Annotated in this window: 12 protein-coding genes; 3 read left to right on the forward strand and 9 right to left on the reverse strand. The window is 68.0% G+C overall.

Features of this window, described 5'->3' with window-relative positions; translation table 11 throughout:
* Window positions 1–39: 39 nt before the first annotated feature.
* On the reverse strand, window positions 40–636 hold the full coding sequence (locus BU124_RS09490) for an SAM-dependent methyltransferase (RefSeq protein ID WP_084863092.1): 597 nt from the start codon (window positions 634–636) through the stop codon (window positions 40–42).
* Window positions 636–1,799 carry a M20 aminoacylase family protein gene (locus tag BU124_RS09495; protein ID WP_084863094.1) on the reverse strand — a complete coding sequence of 388 codons (1,164 nt, stop codon included), beginning with the start codon at window positions 1,797–1,799 and terminating at the stop codon, window positions 636–638. The genes BU124_RS09490 and BU124_RS09495 overlap by 1 nt, the downstream gene beginning before the upstream one ends.
* Window positions 1,800–2,281: 482 nt before the next feature.
* Between BU124_RS09495 and BU124_RS09500 the strand changes: the two genes are divergently transcribed.
* The gene (locus tag BU124_RS09500; protein WP_084863096.1) at window positions 2,282–3,361 is read left to right on the forward strand and encodes a YeeE/YedE family protein; all 1,080 of its coding nucleotides are present in this window, start codon (window positions 2,282–2,284) and stop codon (window positions 3,359–3,361) included.
* On the opposite strand, the gene BU124_RS09505 is transcribed toward BU124_RS09500, so the two are convergent.
* Complete coding sequence (locus BU124_RS09505) at window positions 3,297–4,580, reverse strand: DUF3422 family protein (protein WP_084863098.1); 1,284 nt, start codon at window positions 4,578–4,580, stop codon at window positions 3,297–3,299. The genes BU124_RS09500 and BU124_RS09505 overlap by 65 nt on opposite strands.
* A gap of 249 nt (window positions 4,581–4,829) precedes the next feature.
* Between BU124_RS09505 and BU124_RS09510 the strand changes: the two genes are divergently transcribed.
* Window positions 4,830–5,384, forward strand: a complete 555-nt coding sequence (locus tag BU124_RS09510; RefSeq protein ID WP_084863101.1) for a pseudouridine synthase — start codon at window positions 4,830–4,832, stop codon at window positions 5,382–5,384.
* A gap of 84 nt (window positions 5,385–5,468) precedes the next feature.
* On the opposite strand, the gene BU124_RS09515 is transcribed toward BU124_RS09510, so the two are convergent.
* The 3 genes from BU124_RS09515 to BU124_RS09525 all read right to left on the reverse strand — a co-directional run bounded on the left by BU124_RS09515 (window position 5,469) and on the right by BU124_RS09525 (window position 9,105).
* Window positions 5,469–6,959, reverse strand: a complete 1,491-nt coding sequence (locus BU124_RS09515; RefSeq protein ID WP_084863103.1) for an NAD(P)(+) transhydrogenase (Re/Si-specific) subunit beta — start codon at window positions 6,957–6,959, stop codon at window positions 5,469–5,471.
* Between the two features lie 13 nt (window positions 6,960–6,972).
* Window positions 6,973–8,544 carry a Re/Si-specific NAD(P)(+) transhydrogenase subunit alpha gene (locus BU124_RS09520; RefSeq protein WP_084863105.1) on the reverse strand — a complete coding sequence of 524 codons (1,572 nt, stop codon included), beginning with the start codon at window positions 8,542–8,544 and terminating at the stop codon, window positions 6,973–6,975.
* A gap of 111 nt (window positions 8,545–8,655) precedes the next feature.
* The gene (locus BU124_RS09525) at window positions 8,656–9,105 is read right to left on the reverse strand and encodes a methyltransferase family protein (protein WP_084863254.1); all 450 of its coding nucleotides are present in this window, start codon (window positions 9,103–9,105) and stop codon (window positions 8,656–8,658) included.
* A 407-nt stretch (window positions 9,106–9,512) separates the two neighbouring features.
* Here BU124_RS09525 and BU124_RS09530 point away from each other — a divergent pair, with 407 nt between their 5' ends.
* The gene (locus tag BU124_RS09530; protein WP_084863107.1) at window positions 9,513–12,944 is read left to right on the forward strand and encodes a Hint domain-containing protein; all 3,432 of its coding nucleotides are present in this window, start codon (window positions 9,513–9,515) and stop codon (window positions 12,942–12,944) included.
* 138 nt (window positions 12,945–13,082) lie between these two features.
* On the opposite strand, the gene BU124_RS09535 is transcribed toward BU124_RS09530, so the two are convergent.
* The 3 genes from BU124_RS09535 to BU124_RS09545 all read right to left on the reverse strand — a co-directional run bounded on the left by BU124_RS09535 (window position 13,083) and on the right by BU124_RS09545 (window position 15,909).
* On the reverse strand, window positions 13,083–14,597 hold the full coding sequence (locus BU124_RS09535) for an autotransporter outer membrane beta-barrel domain-containing protein (protein WP_084863110.1): 1,515 nt from the start codon (window positions 14,595–14,597) through the stop codon (window positions 13,083–13,085).
* Window positions 14,598–14,627: 30 nt separating this feature from the next.
* Window positions 14,628–14,870: a hypothetical protein gene (locus BU124_RS09540; protein WP_084863112.1), complete on the reverse strand. Its 243-nt coding sequence runs from the start codon at window positions 14,868–14,870 to the stop codon at window positions 14,628–14,630.
* Between the two features lie 265 nt (window positions 14,871–15,135).
* Window positions 15,136–15,909 (reverse strand): gamma-glutamyl-gamma-aminobutyrate hydrolase family protein, encoded by a 774-nt coding sequence (locus BU124_RS09545; RefSeq protein WP_084863115.1) that lies wholly within the window; start codon window positions 15,907–15,909, stop codon window positions 15,136–15,138.
* Window positions 15,910–15,961 lie beyond the last annotated feature (52 nt).

Below are 15,961 nucleotides of genomic sequence, written 5' to 3' on the forward strand. Positions count from 1 at the left end.
CGCCAAGCGTATCGCCCGGCCCGAAAGGCGCAACACCGGCTACCCCGGCTTGCGTGCCACGAAGTCGATCAGGGCCGACCGCCCCGAATGCCCGCGCCCCTCGTCGACGTCCCGGTCATAACCGGCGAGCCGCTCCACCTGCCAGCCCGGAAAGGCGTCGCGCAGCAGGCCTTCGGTATACATGTTCGCGCGGCTGGGCGGCCCGCCGGTGCCGTAGTCCACCTGCTCGGGCCGGTAGCCATGCAGCACCAACCGCCCGCCGGGCCGGACCGCTCGGGCCATGTCGGCGAACTGACCGGGTCGGTCGTCGGGGCCCACGAACTGCACGAAGATGGCGACCACCATGTCCACCTGCCGGTCCCAGTCATACCCGGCCCAGTCGCTGACCCGCGTGTCCACCGGCACGCCGGCCTGCGCCGCCAGCGCCTCGGCCCGGGCCACCGCCGTGGGCGAAAGGTCGAAGGCCGCGACCTCCAGCCCTTGCCCGGCCAGGAAGACCGCGTTGCGCCCCTCGCCGTCGGCGACACAGAGCGCGCTGCCCATCCCCTGCCAGAGCCACGGGTTCTCGGCCAGAACCGCCGCCGGCGCGCGGCCGAACAGGTAATCGCCCTCGGCGCTGTACCGCTCCTCCCACATCAGGCCACCGGCATCCGCTTTTCGGCGATCCCGGCCCACCAGGAACACCCCGCCGGGATCGTCTCGTCGTTGAAGTCGTATTCGGGGTGATGCACCATAGCCGTGTCACCGTTGCCGACAAGGATATAAGCGCCGGGGCGTTCCTGCAACATGTAGGCGAAATCCTCGCCCCCCATGACCAGCGGCGCCCGGTCACACTGCCCGGACACCCCGCGCGCCACATCCGCGGCAAACTCCGTCTGGTCCTCGGCATTGACCATCACCGGATAGCCCTTGCGATAGTCCACCTCGGCCACGGCCCCGAAGGCCTGCGCGGTTCCCTCGGCGAGCTCGATCAGCCGCGGCTCGACCAGGGCGCGCACATCGCTGTCGAGCGTGCGGACAGTCCCGCGCAGGCGCACCGACTGGGGGATCACGTTGTAGGCCGTGCTCGAGGTTTCCATCGCGGTGACCGAGACCACCGCCTGGTCCACCGGATCGACGCTGCGCGCCACGATGCTCTGCAGCGCCAGGACCGTCTGCGCGGCCACCACCGACGGATCGACCGTGTCATGCGGCTTGGCCGCGTGTCCGCCCTTGCCGGTAATGGTGATGTCGAACTCGTCGGTCGCGGCGAAAAAGCCCCCCGCCCGGATCGCGAAGCGGCCCACGGGCAGGCCCGGCCAGTTGTGCATGCCGTAGACCTCCTGAATGCCCCAGCGCTCCATCAGCCCGTCGTCGCACATCACCTTGCCGCCACCGCCGCCCTCCTCGGCGGGCTGGAAAATCACCACCACCGTGCCGTCGAAATTGCGCGTCTCGGCCAGGTAACGCGCCGCGCCCAGCAGCATCGCGGTGTGCCCGTCATGGCCGCAGGCATGCATCGTGCCGGCCACCGTGGAGGCATGCGCCGCCGCCGTCGCCTCGTCGATGGGCAGGGCGTCCATGTCGGCCCGCAGCCCCACAACGCGTCCCGACCCTGTCTCGCGGCCCCGGATCACGCCGACGACCCCGGTCCGGCCCACCCCTTCGGCTACCTCGTCACAGCCGAAGGCGCGCAGCTTGTCGGCCACGATGCCGGCGGTGCGATGGGTGTCGAACATCAGTTCGGGATTGGCGTGCAAATCGCGCCGCCAGGCGGTAATCTCGGGCAGCATCTCGGCAAAACGGTTTTTAACGGGCATCGGGCCTCTCCTTTTTCACCCGAAACCTGATGCGACCCCGGCCCGAAAACAAGCCCGGGGCCTCTTCTGGCCGAAAATATCCCGGGGTGAATGCCGCAAGGCAGAGGGGCAGCGCCCCTGACCCGCAGGCGGCGCCAGAGGCGACGCCGAGACACACCTGCGTGGCGCAGCCACCCCGCATCGTCACGCCCGGGCGCGCCCGACCAGCGATGTCCCGGCCACACCGCGACCACGGCTCGGCCGCGCACCCCGTGCTCGGTTCGGTGACCAGCCCGGTCACGCGGTGCCGAAAACGACAAGATAAGGAAACCCGTTTGCCGCGACCGCGGCGCGCGAAACCGGCGGTCCACGCGCGCCGTGCCACGCGAACAGCGCAGCCGAACACCCGCCACGCCCCGAACGCGCATTCCGGGCCTCTGCTTTGATCGAGACCGCCGAGGCGCATATTTGCGGACCCAGCCCCAACAGACCGGAGATGCCCCATGTTCGCCGACCTCGGGTTCACGACCCTCACCGCCCCGCAGGCCGCCCTCTGGTTCGGCGCGGCCCTCGGCCTGGTTTTCGGCCTCCTGGCCCAGCGCACGCGGTTCTGCCTGCGCCGCGCCATCGCCGGCGCGCCCGGCGAGCGCGGCCCCGCCGCCGGGGTCTGGCTGACAGCCCTCGCCGTGGCCCTTGCAGGTACCCAGGCCGCCGTTGCGCAGGGCTGGATAAGCTTCGCCGGCCACCGCTTTCTTGCCGCCGACCTGCCCTGGCTGGCGATCCTCGCCGGCGGGCTGCTCTTCGGCATCGGCATGGTCCTGGCCCGCGGCTGCGCCTCGCGGCTTACCGTGCTGACGGGCCAGGGCAACCTGCGCGCGCTCACGGTCCTGCTGCTCTTTGCCGTGGTGGCGCATGCCACGCTCAAGGGCGTTCTGGCCCCGCTGCGCACGGCGCTGGGCAGCGTGACCGCCCCGCTGGGCGAGGTCACCTCGCTGGCCGCCCTGCCCGGCGGCGGGCTGGTCTGGGCCGGGGCCATCGCCCTTGCCGCCCTCGCCGCGGCCCTGCGCTCGGGCGCCACGCGCCGGGCGCTTGCCGGGGCGGCGCTGTTGGGTGCGCTGGTGCCCCTGGGCTGGGTCGGCACGGGGTGGGTGCTGCAGGATGACTTCGACCCGATCGCGATGGAAAGCCTCGCCTTCACCGCGACCTGGGCGGACAGCCTCTTCTTTGCCATCGCCTCCAGCTCGATCCCGGCCAATTTCGGCGTCGGCCTCGTGGGCGGCACCATCGGCGGCGCGCTGGCCGCCGCGCTGGTCTTCCGCGAGTTCCGCTGGGAGAGCTTCACCACGCCCGCGCAGACGGGCCGCGCGCTCGCCGGCGGCGCGCTCATGGGGCTGGGTGGCGTGCTGGCGGGCGGCTGCACCGTCGGCGCGGGGCTGTCGGGCCTGCCGACCCTCGGCCTCGCGGCGATACTGGCACTGGCCGCCATCGGCGCGGGCGGGCTTCTCGGCCGGCGGCTGCTCACTCCACCGTCTTGCGAATCCGCCGCACGAGGGCCCAGACCCCGAGCAGCACCGGCGGCGTGACGGCCGCCGCCTGCAGCGGCTTGTCGAGGCCCAGCTGCAGGCCCACCGGGCCGGTCAGGTTCAACACCAGGTTCACGGCGTAATAGCTGATCGCGACGACCGACAGCCCCTCGACCGTCTGCTGCAGGCGCAGTTGCAGGTCGGCGCGCCGGTCCATGCTTTCCAGCAAGACCTTGTTCTCGCGCGACAGCTGCACGTCCACGCGGGTGCGCAGCAGGTCCGAGGCGCGCAGCGCGCGGGCCGACATCGCCTCCAGCCGGTCCTTGGTCGAGGCCACGGTGCGCATCGCCGGGTCGAACCGGCGCATCATGAATTCCGCGAAGGTCTGGCGGCCGTTGAACCGCGCCTCGCGCAGGACCTGCAGGCGCTGGTTGACGATTGTCTCGTAGGCACCGGTGGCCCCGAAGCGGAAGGCGACGCCGGTGGACAGATCCTCCAACTCGCCCGAGACCTGCAGCAGCTGGCGCAGGGTGCTTTCGGTATCGTTCGATCCCGCCCCGCTCAACTCGCTTGTCAGGGCGCTGAGCCGCTCGTCCATCCCGACCAGCTTGCCCGACAGCTCCTTCGAGCTGAAAAAACCCAGCATCGCCATGGCCTTGTAGGTCTCGATCTCGCACAGCCGCTGGATCACGCGGCCCACGCGCCGCGCTCCCGTGCCCGGCCGCGCGAAGACGGCAAAGCGCATGTGCCCGCCGGGATCGATCCGGAAATCCGCGGCCGTGACGGCGGCATCGTCCAGAACCCGGCTCACCGCCAGGCTGTCGGCGACGAACCAGTCGGCCAGTTTCTCGGGGATGCCCGCGTCGCCCTCCTGCACCTCGACCCGGATCAGGGCCGAGGTCACGCGCATACCCGGGGCAGCCGCCAGCCAGTCTTCGGGGAACACGGCGAAGGTGCGCGCATCAAAGGGCGTATCCGACACCCCGTCGCCGAAGATCGTGTAGGTGACAAACTCGGTGTGGCTTTCCCACTTGAGGTGATACTTGCCGATCTGGCCGAAGTAATGCGTCGCCCCCTCCTCGGGGTGGGGCGCGGCATACCGATCCAGCAGCGCCTTGAGGTGCGCGAGATCCTCTGCCCGGTCGCGCTGCGCCGCGTTCTTCGCGGGCTTGAGCGCCAGGAAGGCCGCCCGGCACGGCGCCTCGATCTGGGGAAAGGGCCGCGCGTGCAGCTCGTTGGCCACCGCGAAGCGCAAGGGGTGTTCCTGGATGCCGGTCATCGTCCGTCCTGTCCGTGGCCGCAGTTGTCTTTGCACCATAGGCCAGCCCCGCCCCACGGGAAAGGGCGAAATTCCTTCAAGAACAATATGTTATATGGATACAACCGTATACCGCCGGACCGGGGCCGAAGGTCTTGATATCGCCGGGGGTTTTCACGTTGCGCGCGGCCTGCCCGGTGTCAACCGCGCCGCGCGGCCGGCGCAAGGGGGGGGCAGACAGCCCCGCGTCAAGCCGCTATCACCGGGCCCATGCTGATCCTGTTCAACAAGCCGATGGGCGTGCTGTGCCAGTTCACGGATACCAGGTCGCCCACCACGCGGCCGACGCTGTCGGGCTTCGCCTTGCCGGGCGGGGTCTATCCTGCCGGGCGCCTGGATCGCGACAGCGAGGGGCTTTTACTGCTGACCGACGACGGCCGCCAGCAGGCCCGCATCGCCGACTCGCGGTCAAAGACGCCCAAGACCTACCTGGTGCAGGTCGAGGGTGCCCCGACCGAGGCCGATCTGGCGCCGCTGCGCGACGGCGTCACGCTCAAGGACGGGCCAACGCGCCCGGCGCAGGCACGGCTGATCGCCCCGCCCGCGATCTGGGCGCGCGATCCGCCGGTGCGCTTTCGCAAATCGGTGCCGGACCGCTGGATCGAGATCACCCTGACCGAGGGGCGTAACCGGCAGGTGCGGCGCATGACCGCCCATATCGGCTTTCCCACGCTGCGGCTGGTGCGCTGGCGCATCGGCCCCCATGCGGTGGACGCGCTGGCGCCGGGAACTTGGGCGCGGGCCTCCGGCGCGGCAACCGTTTAGACCTGACCCCGGCCCCCGGCGCCCTGTCAAACGAAAAGGGCCGCCCCGCAGGACGGCCCCGAGCCACTCGCGGGTTACACGCCGCTAGTCGATCAGGCCCAGCAGCTTGTCGACCGAGCCCTTGGCGTCGCCGTAGAACATGCGCGTGTTATCCTTGAAGAACAGCGGGTTCTCGATGCCCGAATACCCCGCGCCCTGGCCGCGCTTGGAGACGACAACCTGTTTCGCCTTCCAGACCTCGAGCACCGGCATGCCAGCGATGGGGCTGTTGGGGTCGTCCTGCGCGGCCGGGTTCACGATGTCGTTCGAGCCGATCACGATGACAACGTCCGTCTCCGGGAAGTCCTCGTTGATCTCGTCCATCTCCAGCACGATGTCGTAGGGCACCTTGGCCTCGGCCAGCAGCACGTTCATGTGCCCCGGCAGCCGCCCGGCGACCGGGTGGATGGCGAAACGGACCTCCTTGCCCTTGCCGCGCAGTTTTCGCGTCAGCTCGCTGACGGCGTTCTGCGCCTGCGCCACGGCCATGCCGTAGCCGGGCACGATGATCACGCTGTCGGCCTCGTCCAGGGCCGCGGCAACGCCGTCGGCCTCGATGGCGACCTGTTCGCCCTCGACCTCCATCTGCGCGCCCGCCGGGCCACCGAAGCCGCCGAGGATGACGCTGATGAAGGACCGGTTCATCGCCTTGCACATGATGTAGGACAGGATCGCGCCCGAGGAGCCCACCAGCGCGCCAACCACGATCAGCAGGTCGTTGCCGAGGCTGAAGCCGATCGCCGCCGCCGCCCAGCCGGAATAGCTGTTGAGCATCGAGACGACGACGGGCATGTCCGCGCCGCCGATGCCCATGATCAAATGGTAGCCCACGAAAAGCGCGGCGATTGTCATGATGACCAGCGCCAGAAGCCCGCCGCTGCTGAGATACCACACCAGGCAGGCCAGCGCGACCAGCGCCGCGCCCGCATTCAGGGCATGACCGCCGGGCAGTTTCTCGGCCTTCGAGGAGACCTTTCCGGCCAGCTTGCCGAAGGCCACGACCGAGCCGGTGAAGGTCACCGCCCCGATCAGGATGCCAAGGAACAGCTCGACCCGCAGGATATTGATCTCGACGGCCGTCTTCTTGGCGACGATGGCCGCAAAGCCGCGGAAGCCCTCGGCGGCCTCTTTGGCGGCGCCCGCCAGCGCCCCGTACTCGGGCTGCGGGAAGGGCAGGTCGGCGGCGGCATAGGTGGCGGCGACGCGGCCGATTTCGAGGTGCGCGTTGAACCCCACGAAGACCGCCGCGAGGCCCACCAGCGAGTGCATCGCCGCGACGAGCTGCGGCATCTCGGTCATCTGGACGCGCTGCGCGACATAGACGCCGATCGCGCCGCCCGCGGCAATCAGGACCAGCGACAGCAGCCAGAAGCCCGCCCCGGGCCCGACCAGCGTGGCCAGCACCGCGACGGCCATGCCCGCGATGCCGTACCAGACCGCGCGCTTGGCGCTTTCCTGGCCCGACAGGCCGCCGAGCGACAGGATGAAGAGAACAGCGGCGACCGCATAGGCCGCGATGGTGAATCCGAAGTCCATTGTCCGCTCCCCTTCAGGATTTCTGGAACATGGCGAGCATGCGCCGGGTGACGAGGAAACCGCCGAAGATGTTGATCCCGGCCATGAAGATCGAGACCGCCGCGAGCACGACCACCAGCCAGCTGCCCGCGCCGACCTGCATCAGCGCCCCGAGGATGATGATCGACGAGATCGCGTTGGTCACGGCCATCAGCGGCGTGTGCAGGCTGTGCGCCACGCCCCAGATCACCTGGAAGCCCACGAAGACGGCCAGCACGAAGACGATGAAGTGCTGCATGAAACTGGCCGGCGCATAAAGCCCCGCCAGCAGGATCAGCGCCCCGCCGATGCCCAGCAGCGTGACCTGGTTGCGCGTCTGCGCCTTGAAGGCGGCGACCTCGGCGGCGCGCTTTTCCTCGGCCGTGGGTTCCTTGACCTCGGGCTTCTTCTGCGCCGCGATAGCCTGCACCTTGGGCGGCGGCGGCGGATAGGTGATCTCGCCGCCGTGGGTCACAGTGGCGCCGCGGATCACGTCATCCTCCATGTCGTGCACGAGCTGGCCGTCCTTTTCGGGGGTCAGGTCGGTCAGCATGTGGCGGATGTTGGTGGCATAGAGGTTCGAGCTCTGCCGGGCCATGCGGCTGGGGTAGTCGGTGTAGCCGATGATCGTCACGTCGTTGTCGGTAACGACCTTGTCGTCTTTGACGGTTCCCTCGACGTTGCCGCCCCGCTCGGCCGCCAGGTCGACGATCACAGAGCCGGGCTTCATCGCCTTGACCATGTCCTCGGTCCAGAGCTTGGGCGCCTCGCGGCCCGGGATCAGCGCGGTGGTGATGACGATGTCCATTTGCGGGGCAAGCTCGCGGAACTTGGCCAGTTGTGCCTCGCGAAACTCCGGGCTGGAGGGGGCGGCATAGCCGCCGCTGGAGGCGCCGTCCTGCTGGTCCTCCTCGAAGTCGAGGAAGACGAACTCGGCGCCCATGCTCTCGACCTGTTCGGCCACCTCGGGGCGCACGTCAAAGGCATGCGTGACCGCGCCAAGCGAGGTCGAGGCACCGATGGCCGCGAGGCCCGCGACACCCGCCCCGACGACCAGCACCTGCGCCGGCGGCACCTTGCCGGCGGCGGTGATCTGGCCGGTGAAGAACCGCCCGAAGTTGTTGCCCGCCTCCATCACCGCGCGGTAGCCGGCGACATTGGCCATCGAGGACAGCGCGTCCATCTTCTGCGCGCGGCTGATCCGGGGTACCATTTCCATGGCGATCACGTTCGCGCCCTTGGACTTGGCCAGCTCCAGCCCGTCGGCGTTTTCGGCGGGGTTGAAGAAGGTGATCAGCGTCTGCCCGTCGCGCAGGCGCTTGAGCTCCGTCTCGGTGGGCACGCGGACCTTGGCCACGACATCGGCGGCCTTGTAAAGCGCGGCGCCGGTCTTGATGATCTCGACACCGGCCTCCTTGTAGTCCGCGTCGGAATACCCCGCGGCCGCCCCGGCCCGGGTCTCGATCACGCAGTCATAGCCCAGCTTTTGCAGATCGCGGGCCGAGGCCGGGGTCATCGCAACCCGGTTCTCGCCCTCCATGATTTCCTTCGGTGCACCGATTTTCACGGGCCAGTCCCCCTTTTCGTTTCGGCAGTCACGCGTGCCTATCGCGCGCAACAAAATTTCTCAAGCCGGTGCGACGCCGCCAGCGGCAAATGCGACCGCTCGCCCCGGGTGTCACAGCCAGCGCCGGGTCGCCTCGGTGTAGCGAAAAAAGTCCTGCCGGAACTTGCGGCGCAGGCGCTTTTCCTCGGGCAGGATGAAGCGGCGCTCGATGATCCAGACGAAAACCGGCACCAGCGGCAGCGCAACCGGCACGTCCCAGTAGAGGACCAGCCCCGCCAGCACCAGCGCGTCGCCAAGGTAGATGGGGTTGCGCGTGCGCTTGAAGATGCCCGTGCGGACCAGGTGATCGGCCTCCATGTGGGGGATGACGGTGGTGCGCTGGCGCCGCATCTCGGCCACGGCAAGGGCCATCAGCACCAGTCCCGCCCCCACCAGCAGCCCGCCGGGCAAGCCGATCCAGTCGCCTCCAAAGCTGAGGCCGAAGGGCCGCCACTGGCCCAGCCGCCAGGCCGCGGCCAGCGCCAGCGCCAGCCAGACCGGCGGCACGTCGATCCAGCGCAGCAGACTCATGCTCCGGACTTTCGCGCGGACGCCGGACGGCCCGTCTTCGCTTGGCGATGCGGTACGTTCCTGCAGCCGGGAAATCCCATGCAAACCTGAAAGGGACAAGGGTGTCGCGGCAACGCAATCCTCCTGAAGAGACTGGCAACCCGGCCATGGGCTGCGCGGACTATTCCAGTCGCGTTCTCGAATGTCGAGACTGTATCCGCGAATCGAGCCGCGCAGGGCCGCGCCATTCTGGCAACATTGCGGCGCCCTGCCCCCCGGTGCCGCAAATGCCCTCAAAACGGACCGGCCGCATCGAAATTGTGACGAATTGTTCCCTTAACTCAGTCTGCAAAACCCACCGGTAGACCGGGCGCCGTGCGGCGGCCGGGACGCGCGCGCAAGATTTCAAGGGGCTGGCAATGCCGACGAATGACGTTCTTTTCTATGATGAAGACCCGATGTCGATCCTCCCGACGGGGATCGGGGATACCTTCACCTGGACAGGTCCAGCCACCGCCGAGGGCAGCGCCACGATCACCGACACCGAAGCGGGGATCGAGGGCCAGACGCTCGACGACGATTCCAACGGCAACGAAAGCGCCACCGCCGATGTCACGGTGAACGGGCTGACCTCGATCGGGTCGGACGTCGATGCCGAACGCGCCTGGACCGTTCGCGACCAGACCACCACCGAGGAATTCCAGATCGTCGAATTCGATGTCGAGGACGGCGACGCCAGTGGCACTTACACCCTGTCCGAGAAACCGCTCGACCCGACGACCACCTACGAAGTCGTCGCCTATGACAGCAACCCGGACGTCACCGCAGGCGACCCGGCTTTCAGCTATGCCGATTTCAGCGAAGGTTTCTCGGACGGCACGGTCGAAGGCACCGGCGGAAGCGACACGATCGACGTCGCCTACACGGGCGATCCCGAGGGCGACATGGTCGACGGCTCGGACGGGCTGAACGACGTGATCGAAGCCGGGGCCGGCGACGACTCGATCCAGGGCGGCGCGGGCAACGACACGATCTACGGCGATTTCCAATCCGGCACCAGCGGCACCGCGTCCAGCGAAGTCCTGCGCTGGGCCGCAGAGGCCGCGGACGGTGCGGATCTCTCGGCCGGTTTCACGCAGAACACCGGCGAAACCGACGTGACCGTGTCCTTCAGCGACGACGGCAACAACAACGCAGCGATCGATGTCGAAACGACGGATACGGTCTATACCGAGGCCGGCGATCCTTTCGACAGCAACTCGAACGCGCGGCTTTTCGGCAATGGCGACGGGGCCACCTCGACCACGACGATCGACTTCGCGGCCGCATCGGGCAGCGTGACCGGGGCTGTCGAAAACGTCAGTTTCCGCCTGAACGACATCGACTGGGCAGGCGGAAGCCACACCGACGTCGTGACGGTCAATGCCTTCGACGCAGAAGGCAACGCGATGCCGGTGTCCTTTTCCCTCGGGGGCGGCGACACGCTGTCGGGCAACACGATCACCGCAGAGGAAGTGGTTGAGAATTTCGACGAAGCCGGCGGCTCGGCGTTGGTGGAGATCGCCGGCCCGGTTTCGAGTATCGAGGTCGTTTACGCCAACGATCAGGACAGCACGCAGGCGGTCTGGCTCAGCGACGTGCATTTCGACACCGTGCCCGCCGCCCCCGGGGACGACACGATCTCGGGCGGCGCGGGCGACGACACCATTTATGGCGGCGCCGGCGATGACACGATCGAAGGCGATGGCGCAGGCAGCACGGGCGGGACCACGGACCTGGACGTCGCCAATTCCGGGTTTGAGCAGACCAGCCACGGTGATGGCGATTATTCCGAAGGCATCCCGGGCTGGACGATAACCGACAGCGGCTCCGGTGAAGCCGGCGACTACGACCCGACAAGTTCCGAGGTCGACCCGACGACGGTCGAGGGCGAGAACGTCGCCTACCTCTACTCGGGCGGCAGTGGCGGCAGCGGCGTGACCATCTCGCAGACCCTGGCCGAAACCTATTCCGCCGGCACCACCTACGAGATGAGCGTCGATATCGGCGACGGGTCCTACAGCGACGGAGGCGATCAGCCTTACACGCTCAATATCATGGCCGGCAATACCGTCATCGGCACGGTCAGCGGCAGCACCGGGGACCTCGACACGCTGCAGTCCGTCACCGTTACCTCGACGGTTGACGATGCGGCACTGAACGGCGAGCCGATCAGTATTGAGATCGTCGACCCGGCCGGATCGGGCGAGGGTGAGTTTCTTGTCGACAACGTCTCGGTCACGGCGACCACGCCACCGGCCGCCCCCGGCAACGGCGACGACACGATTTATGGCGGCGCCGGCGATGACACGATCGTAGGCGACGGGACCGGCACCGACGGCCAGTGGACCTACGAGGTCTACGACCGCGATTTCAACTCCTCGGACGGTCAAGCCTTCGACATCGAGTCCGGAACGCTTCGGGGCAGCGGCGAGACCGACACTTTCGACTCGGCCGGGCTGGTCCACGATGCACGCGGGACCACCGGCGACCCGGACGACTTCGGCGTTATCTACACGTCACAACTCGAAGCCACCGACACCGGCACCCATACGTTCTCCACCACCTCGGACGACGGTTCGACAATCCGGATCTTCGACCAGAACGGCGACCCGCTCACCTGGGACCAGGATGGCGCGACCGGCACCTTCATGGACAACGACGGCCATCAGGCCGCGACGACCAGTTCGGGCACGGTGACGCTGCAGGCGGGGCAGGTCTACACCATCGAGGTACGGCACTGGGAAAATGCGGGCAATGAAGTGATTTCGGGCACCGTCACGCCGCCCAGCGGCCCGACAGAGGACCTTGCCGACAGTTCCCTCATCATCGGACCCGAGGCCACCGCCGGCAACGACACCCTTTACGGCGAGGCGGGTGACGACACGATCGGCGGCGGCGCCGGCGATGACGCGCTCGACGGCGGCACGGGGCTGGACGACCTGTCCGGCGGCGCGGGCGACGACACGCTGACCTTTGCCGAGGGCGACACCGTCGCCGGCGGCGGCGGCGACGACACCTTCGTGCTGGAGGACCTTGGCGAAGCCGGCACCGGCGCGGTCACCCTGGACGGCGGCGGCACCGACGAGACCCCGGGCGGCGGCGATACACTGCAACTCGGCGACCTGGCCGATATTTCGTCACTGACCATCGACAACACCTTCACCAACGCCAGCGGCAACACCAGCCAGGACGGCTCGGTCACGCTGGACGATGGCTCGGTCCTGACCTTCTCGGGCATCGAGAACATCATCTGCTTTACCCCCGGAACGCGGATCGCGACGGCACGCGGCGCCGTCCCGGTCGAACAGTTGCAAAAGGGCGACATGGTGATCACGCGCGACCACGGGCTGCAACCGGTCCGCTGGATCGAGGCGCGCACGGTCCCCGCGACGGGCGCGCTGGCGCCGGTGCGCATCGCGCCGCGGGTCCTGCCCGGCCTGCAGACGGAGCTTCTCGTCTCCCCCCAGCACCGGCTGCTTTTCCAGGGCTACCGGGCCGAGCTTCTGTTCGGCCAGTCCGAGGTGCTGGTCGCGGCCACGCACCTTGTCGATGACCTGGCCGTGACCCGGGAGGCGGGCGGCGCGGTCACCTACGTCCACTTCCTGCTGGACCAGCACGAGATCGTCTTTGCCGACGGCACCCCGACCGAGAGTTTTCACCCCGGCAGCCATGGCGTGGACGCCTTGGGCGATCCGGCGCGCGAAGAGCTGTTCACCCTGTTTCCGGCCCTGCGCAGCGACCTGACCCAATACGGCCGAACCGCCCGGCGGTGCCTCAAGGCCCATGAGGCCCGCCTGATCCGCGAGTGACACGCCCCCCGGCGCAGGGTTTTCGGACCTGATCAGCATCGCCCATGAAAAAGGGATGCCCGGCGTTCAATCCGGGGCATCCCTTTTGGACCGGGGCCGCGGGTCTGCCGACCGCGGCCCAATGCCTGGCCCGACCGCTCAGAACTTCATTTCGAAACCGGCGGTCGCGGCGTATTGCTCCGCGTGGTCGGAGTATCCGCCGTCGATGTTCACGAACACGCTGCTGTTGCCGTTGATTTCGGCTCCGGCTTTGAGGCGAACGTCGACGCGGTTGTCGTCGGCCGAGGAGATTAGGGTCGAGTCGACCCCGCCGTTCAGCGGCACGGCCTGCGTGTAGCCGTCGAGGCGATCCGTGGCCGAGATTTCGAGCGCTCCGTAAAAGCGGTTTCCGGCATGGGTGAAATCGATCTCGCTTCTCAGCCCGACCCGGGCATAGAGGGCGTCCTCGTCAAAGTCCGCGACCGTCACGCCGTTGTTGCTTTCGGTGTAGCCATCGACGCTGTGGTGCTCATACCCGATCGCGGCGAAGGGGGTCAGCTGCAGCATCGCTGCCCCCGGGCCGTCGCCGCCAAGCGGGATGGGCTTCATGCCGTAGCCGGCCTCGATTTCGGTGCCGAACGAGCGGCCGTCCGTCGTGCCGACATAAGTCGCGCCTGCGATCCGGGTGTTGGTGAAGTCGTGCCACGCGGCCTGCACGTGCCCGAGGGCATAGAGCCCCTCGTCCTGACTGTAGGCGGCATAGGCCTGCAGCGTGGTGCTCTCGGTCTCCAGTGACCCTTGCGAGGCGTCGAGGGTCGCATCGACCTTGTCGAACCCAAGCGACAGGCCGTAGCGCAGGTGGCCCCCGGCGTAATCGCGGGTCTGATCGGCGCCGAGGATGAACCCGCCGCCATCATACTCCAGCCCGACGTTCGTCGCGAAAGCCTCGAAATCGCCCCGGTATCCGGTGGCGGCAAAGTAGCCGCGCAGCCCGCCCATGTCGAAGGCCGTGCTCTGGTCCCGCGTGCTCATGCTAACCTGCGCGCTTGCGGTGTCGAAATCGACCCCAAGGCCATAGGCCATGCGCCGCACCTGCGCCCGGTGGTTGTCCATGACGGTCCTGGTGGTGTCGCGATACTGGTTGAGCGGAACGGTCTGGGTTCCGCCACCGCCGGTCGCGGCGATGGTCAGGCATTGCCGCAGCACGGCCGAAAATGCCGTTGCCGTGTCATCCCCGGCGCGCAGTTGGTTGAGGTCGGCGGTGCAGCCGTTGGGCGTGGCAAAGGCCAGGTCGATGTAGTCCGCCTCGGTGTTGCCGGCGGCGCTGGTCACACTGCCGAACGGCGCCGTGGTGAAGCCGGTGCCGTCCTGCAAGTAGGCGGTGTTGCCGTCGGTTGCGATGGCCGTTGTGTTGCTGCTGTCTTCAAGAGTCGCATTCACGACCGACACGAGGTTGACCCCGGCGTCGTTCAGGTCCTGCGAAATGCTGCCGAATGTCAGCGACGTGTCCGTATTGTCGCGGTCCTCGTCCGTGACAAGGATGATCGTCGTGCTTTCGCCGGCCGGGATATTATAGGTGTTCAGCACGAAGTCGATGGCGGCAAACCCATCCTCCGTGCCGCCGCTCAGCGAGAGGTTGCTCGTGGCCGTGCCGAAGTCCGCCGCGCTGCCCAAAAGCGCCCCGCCGACGCTGAAATCGCGTCCCTAGCCACCGACGGAGTATCCGGTCAGGCCGAAGTTCACGTCCGAAAAGCCCGCCCCGGCAAGCGCGGTGTCGACGTCGGTGGCAAAGCCGGGCAGGAAGTTGTGCTCACTCCCCATGGACCCGGATACGTCGACCGCGAAGATCAGGTTTGCAGTGGAGGCTTGCTGTGCCGCTGCACCGGTGACCAGCACACCAAGCGTGAGAGCCGACGATGTAATGAGAAGTCGTGCGAAGTTCGTCATGGTTTTTCCCCAACAAATGGACCTGTACCAATCTTTCGGGGTGGACGGAAAGGCGATCCGGGCCACCGGCGCCGGACCTGTTCAATGACGGAATCACCCCATATTACGTAGCGTCAACCATCTGCCCGCATAGCGGCCCGATCAACTGATCCGCCAACGGGGCGCCTGAAAGCAGGCCGGGTTGATGCGCTCAGGACACAGTCGGCCAGGAAAAGGGCGCCGGCCCGGTTCCCGGCTGCACCGCAGGCCAACGGCCCGCGCCCTCTCAGGCGCTTTGCACGACCGCGCGCGGCCGAACCGCCCAGCGTCGGCAGGCGGCGCCGAAGGCTGCGAAAAGCGGCTGCGAGACCGCGTCCTGATCGGCATTCCATTCCGGGTGCCACTGTACCGCCAGCGCGAAGCCGGGCGCATCGCGCACGTAGAGCGCCTCGGGCGTGCCGTCGGGGGCGTGCCCGTCGATGACGACCCTGTCGCCAGCCGCCTTGATGCCCTGCCCGTGCAGCGTGTTGGTCAGCACCTGCCGCGCGCCGAACAGCCGCGCGAAGGGGCCGGCGTCCGACAGCGTTACCGTGTGGCGCAGGGCGAATTTTTCCTCCAGCGTTCCGTCGGGGGGCATCCGGTGGTTGTCGCGCCCGGGCAGGTCGCGGATTTCGGGGTGCAGCGTGCCGCCCATGGCCACGTTGACCTCCTGAAAGCCGCGGCACAGGCCGAGGAGGGGCTGGCCCCGGTCGACGCAGGCGCGCACCAGCGGCAAGGTGATGGCGTCGCGGCCGCGGTCGAAGGGGCCATGGGCCTCGGTCTCGGGCTCGCCGTATTCCGCCGGGTGGACATTGGGCCGCCCCCCGGTCAGCAGGAAGCCGTCGCAGGCCGCGAGCAGCTCGTCCACCTGCACCAATTCGGGGTCGGGCGGGATGATCACTGGCAGGCAGTCGGCCACCCGCGACACGGCAGCCGAATTCATCGATCCGCCCGCGTGGGCCGGATATTCGTCGTTGATCAGATGCGCGTTGCCGATGATGCCGACGACCGGTCGAGCCATGTCTTTTTCCCCGTTTTCCTTTCCCCTAAATATGGAACATGCAGTAGATTGC

The organism is Salibaculum halophilum (genome assembly GCF_002094885.1).
Taxonomy (GTDB): domain Bacteria; phylum Pseudomonadota; class Alphaproteobacteria; order Rhodobacterales; family Rhodobacteraceae; genus Salibaculum; species Salibaculum halophilum.

Excerpts from the sequence above, each read along its gene's own strand:
- BU124_RS09490 (WP_084863092.1), bottom strand. The coding sequence starts at position 636 with ATGTGGGAGGAGCGGTACAGCGCCGAGGGCGATTACCTGTTCGGCCGC.
- BU124_RS09495 (WP_084863094.1), bottom strand. The coding sequence starts at position 1,799 with ATGCCCGTTAAAAACCGTTTTGCCGAGATGCTGCCCGAGATTACCGCC.
- BU124_RS09500 (WP_084863096.1), top strand. The coding sequence starts at position 2,282 with ATGTTCGCCGACCTCGGGTTCACGACCCTCACCGCCCCGCAGGCCGCC.
- BU124_RS09505 (WP_084863098.1), bottom strand. The coding sequence starts at position 4,580 with ATGACCGGCATCCAGGAACACCCCTTGCGCTTCGCGGTGGCCAACGAG.
- BU124_RS09510 (WP_084863101.1), top strand. The coding sequence starts at position 4,830 with ATGCTGATCCTGTTCAACAAGCCGATGGGCGTGCTGTGCCAGTTCACG.
- BU124_RS09515 (WP_084863103.1), bottom strand. The coding sequence starts at position 6,959 with ATGGACTTCGGATTCACCATCGCGGCCTATGCGGTCGCCGCTGTTCTC.
- BU124_RS09530 (WP_084863107.1), top strand. The coding sequence starts at position 9,513 with ATGCCGACGAATGACGTTCTTTTCTATGATGAAGACCCGATGTCGATC.
- BU124_RS09540 (WP_084863112.1), bottom strand. The coding sequence starts at position 14,870 with ATGACGAACTTCGCACGACTTCTCATTACATCGTCGGCTCTCACGCTT.
- BU124_RS09545 (WP_084863115.1), bottom strand. The coding sequence starts at position 15,909 with ATGGCTCGACCGGTCGTCGGCATCATCGGCAACGCGCATCTGATCAAC.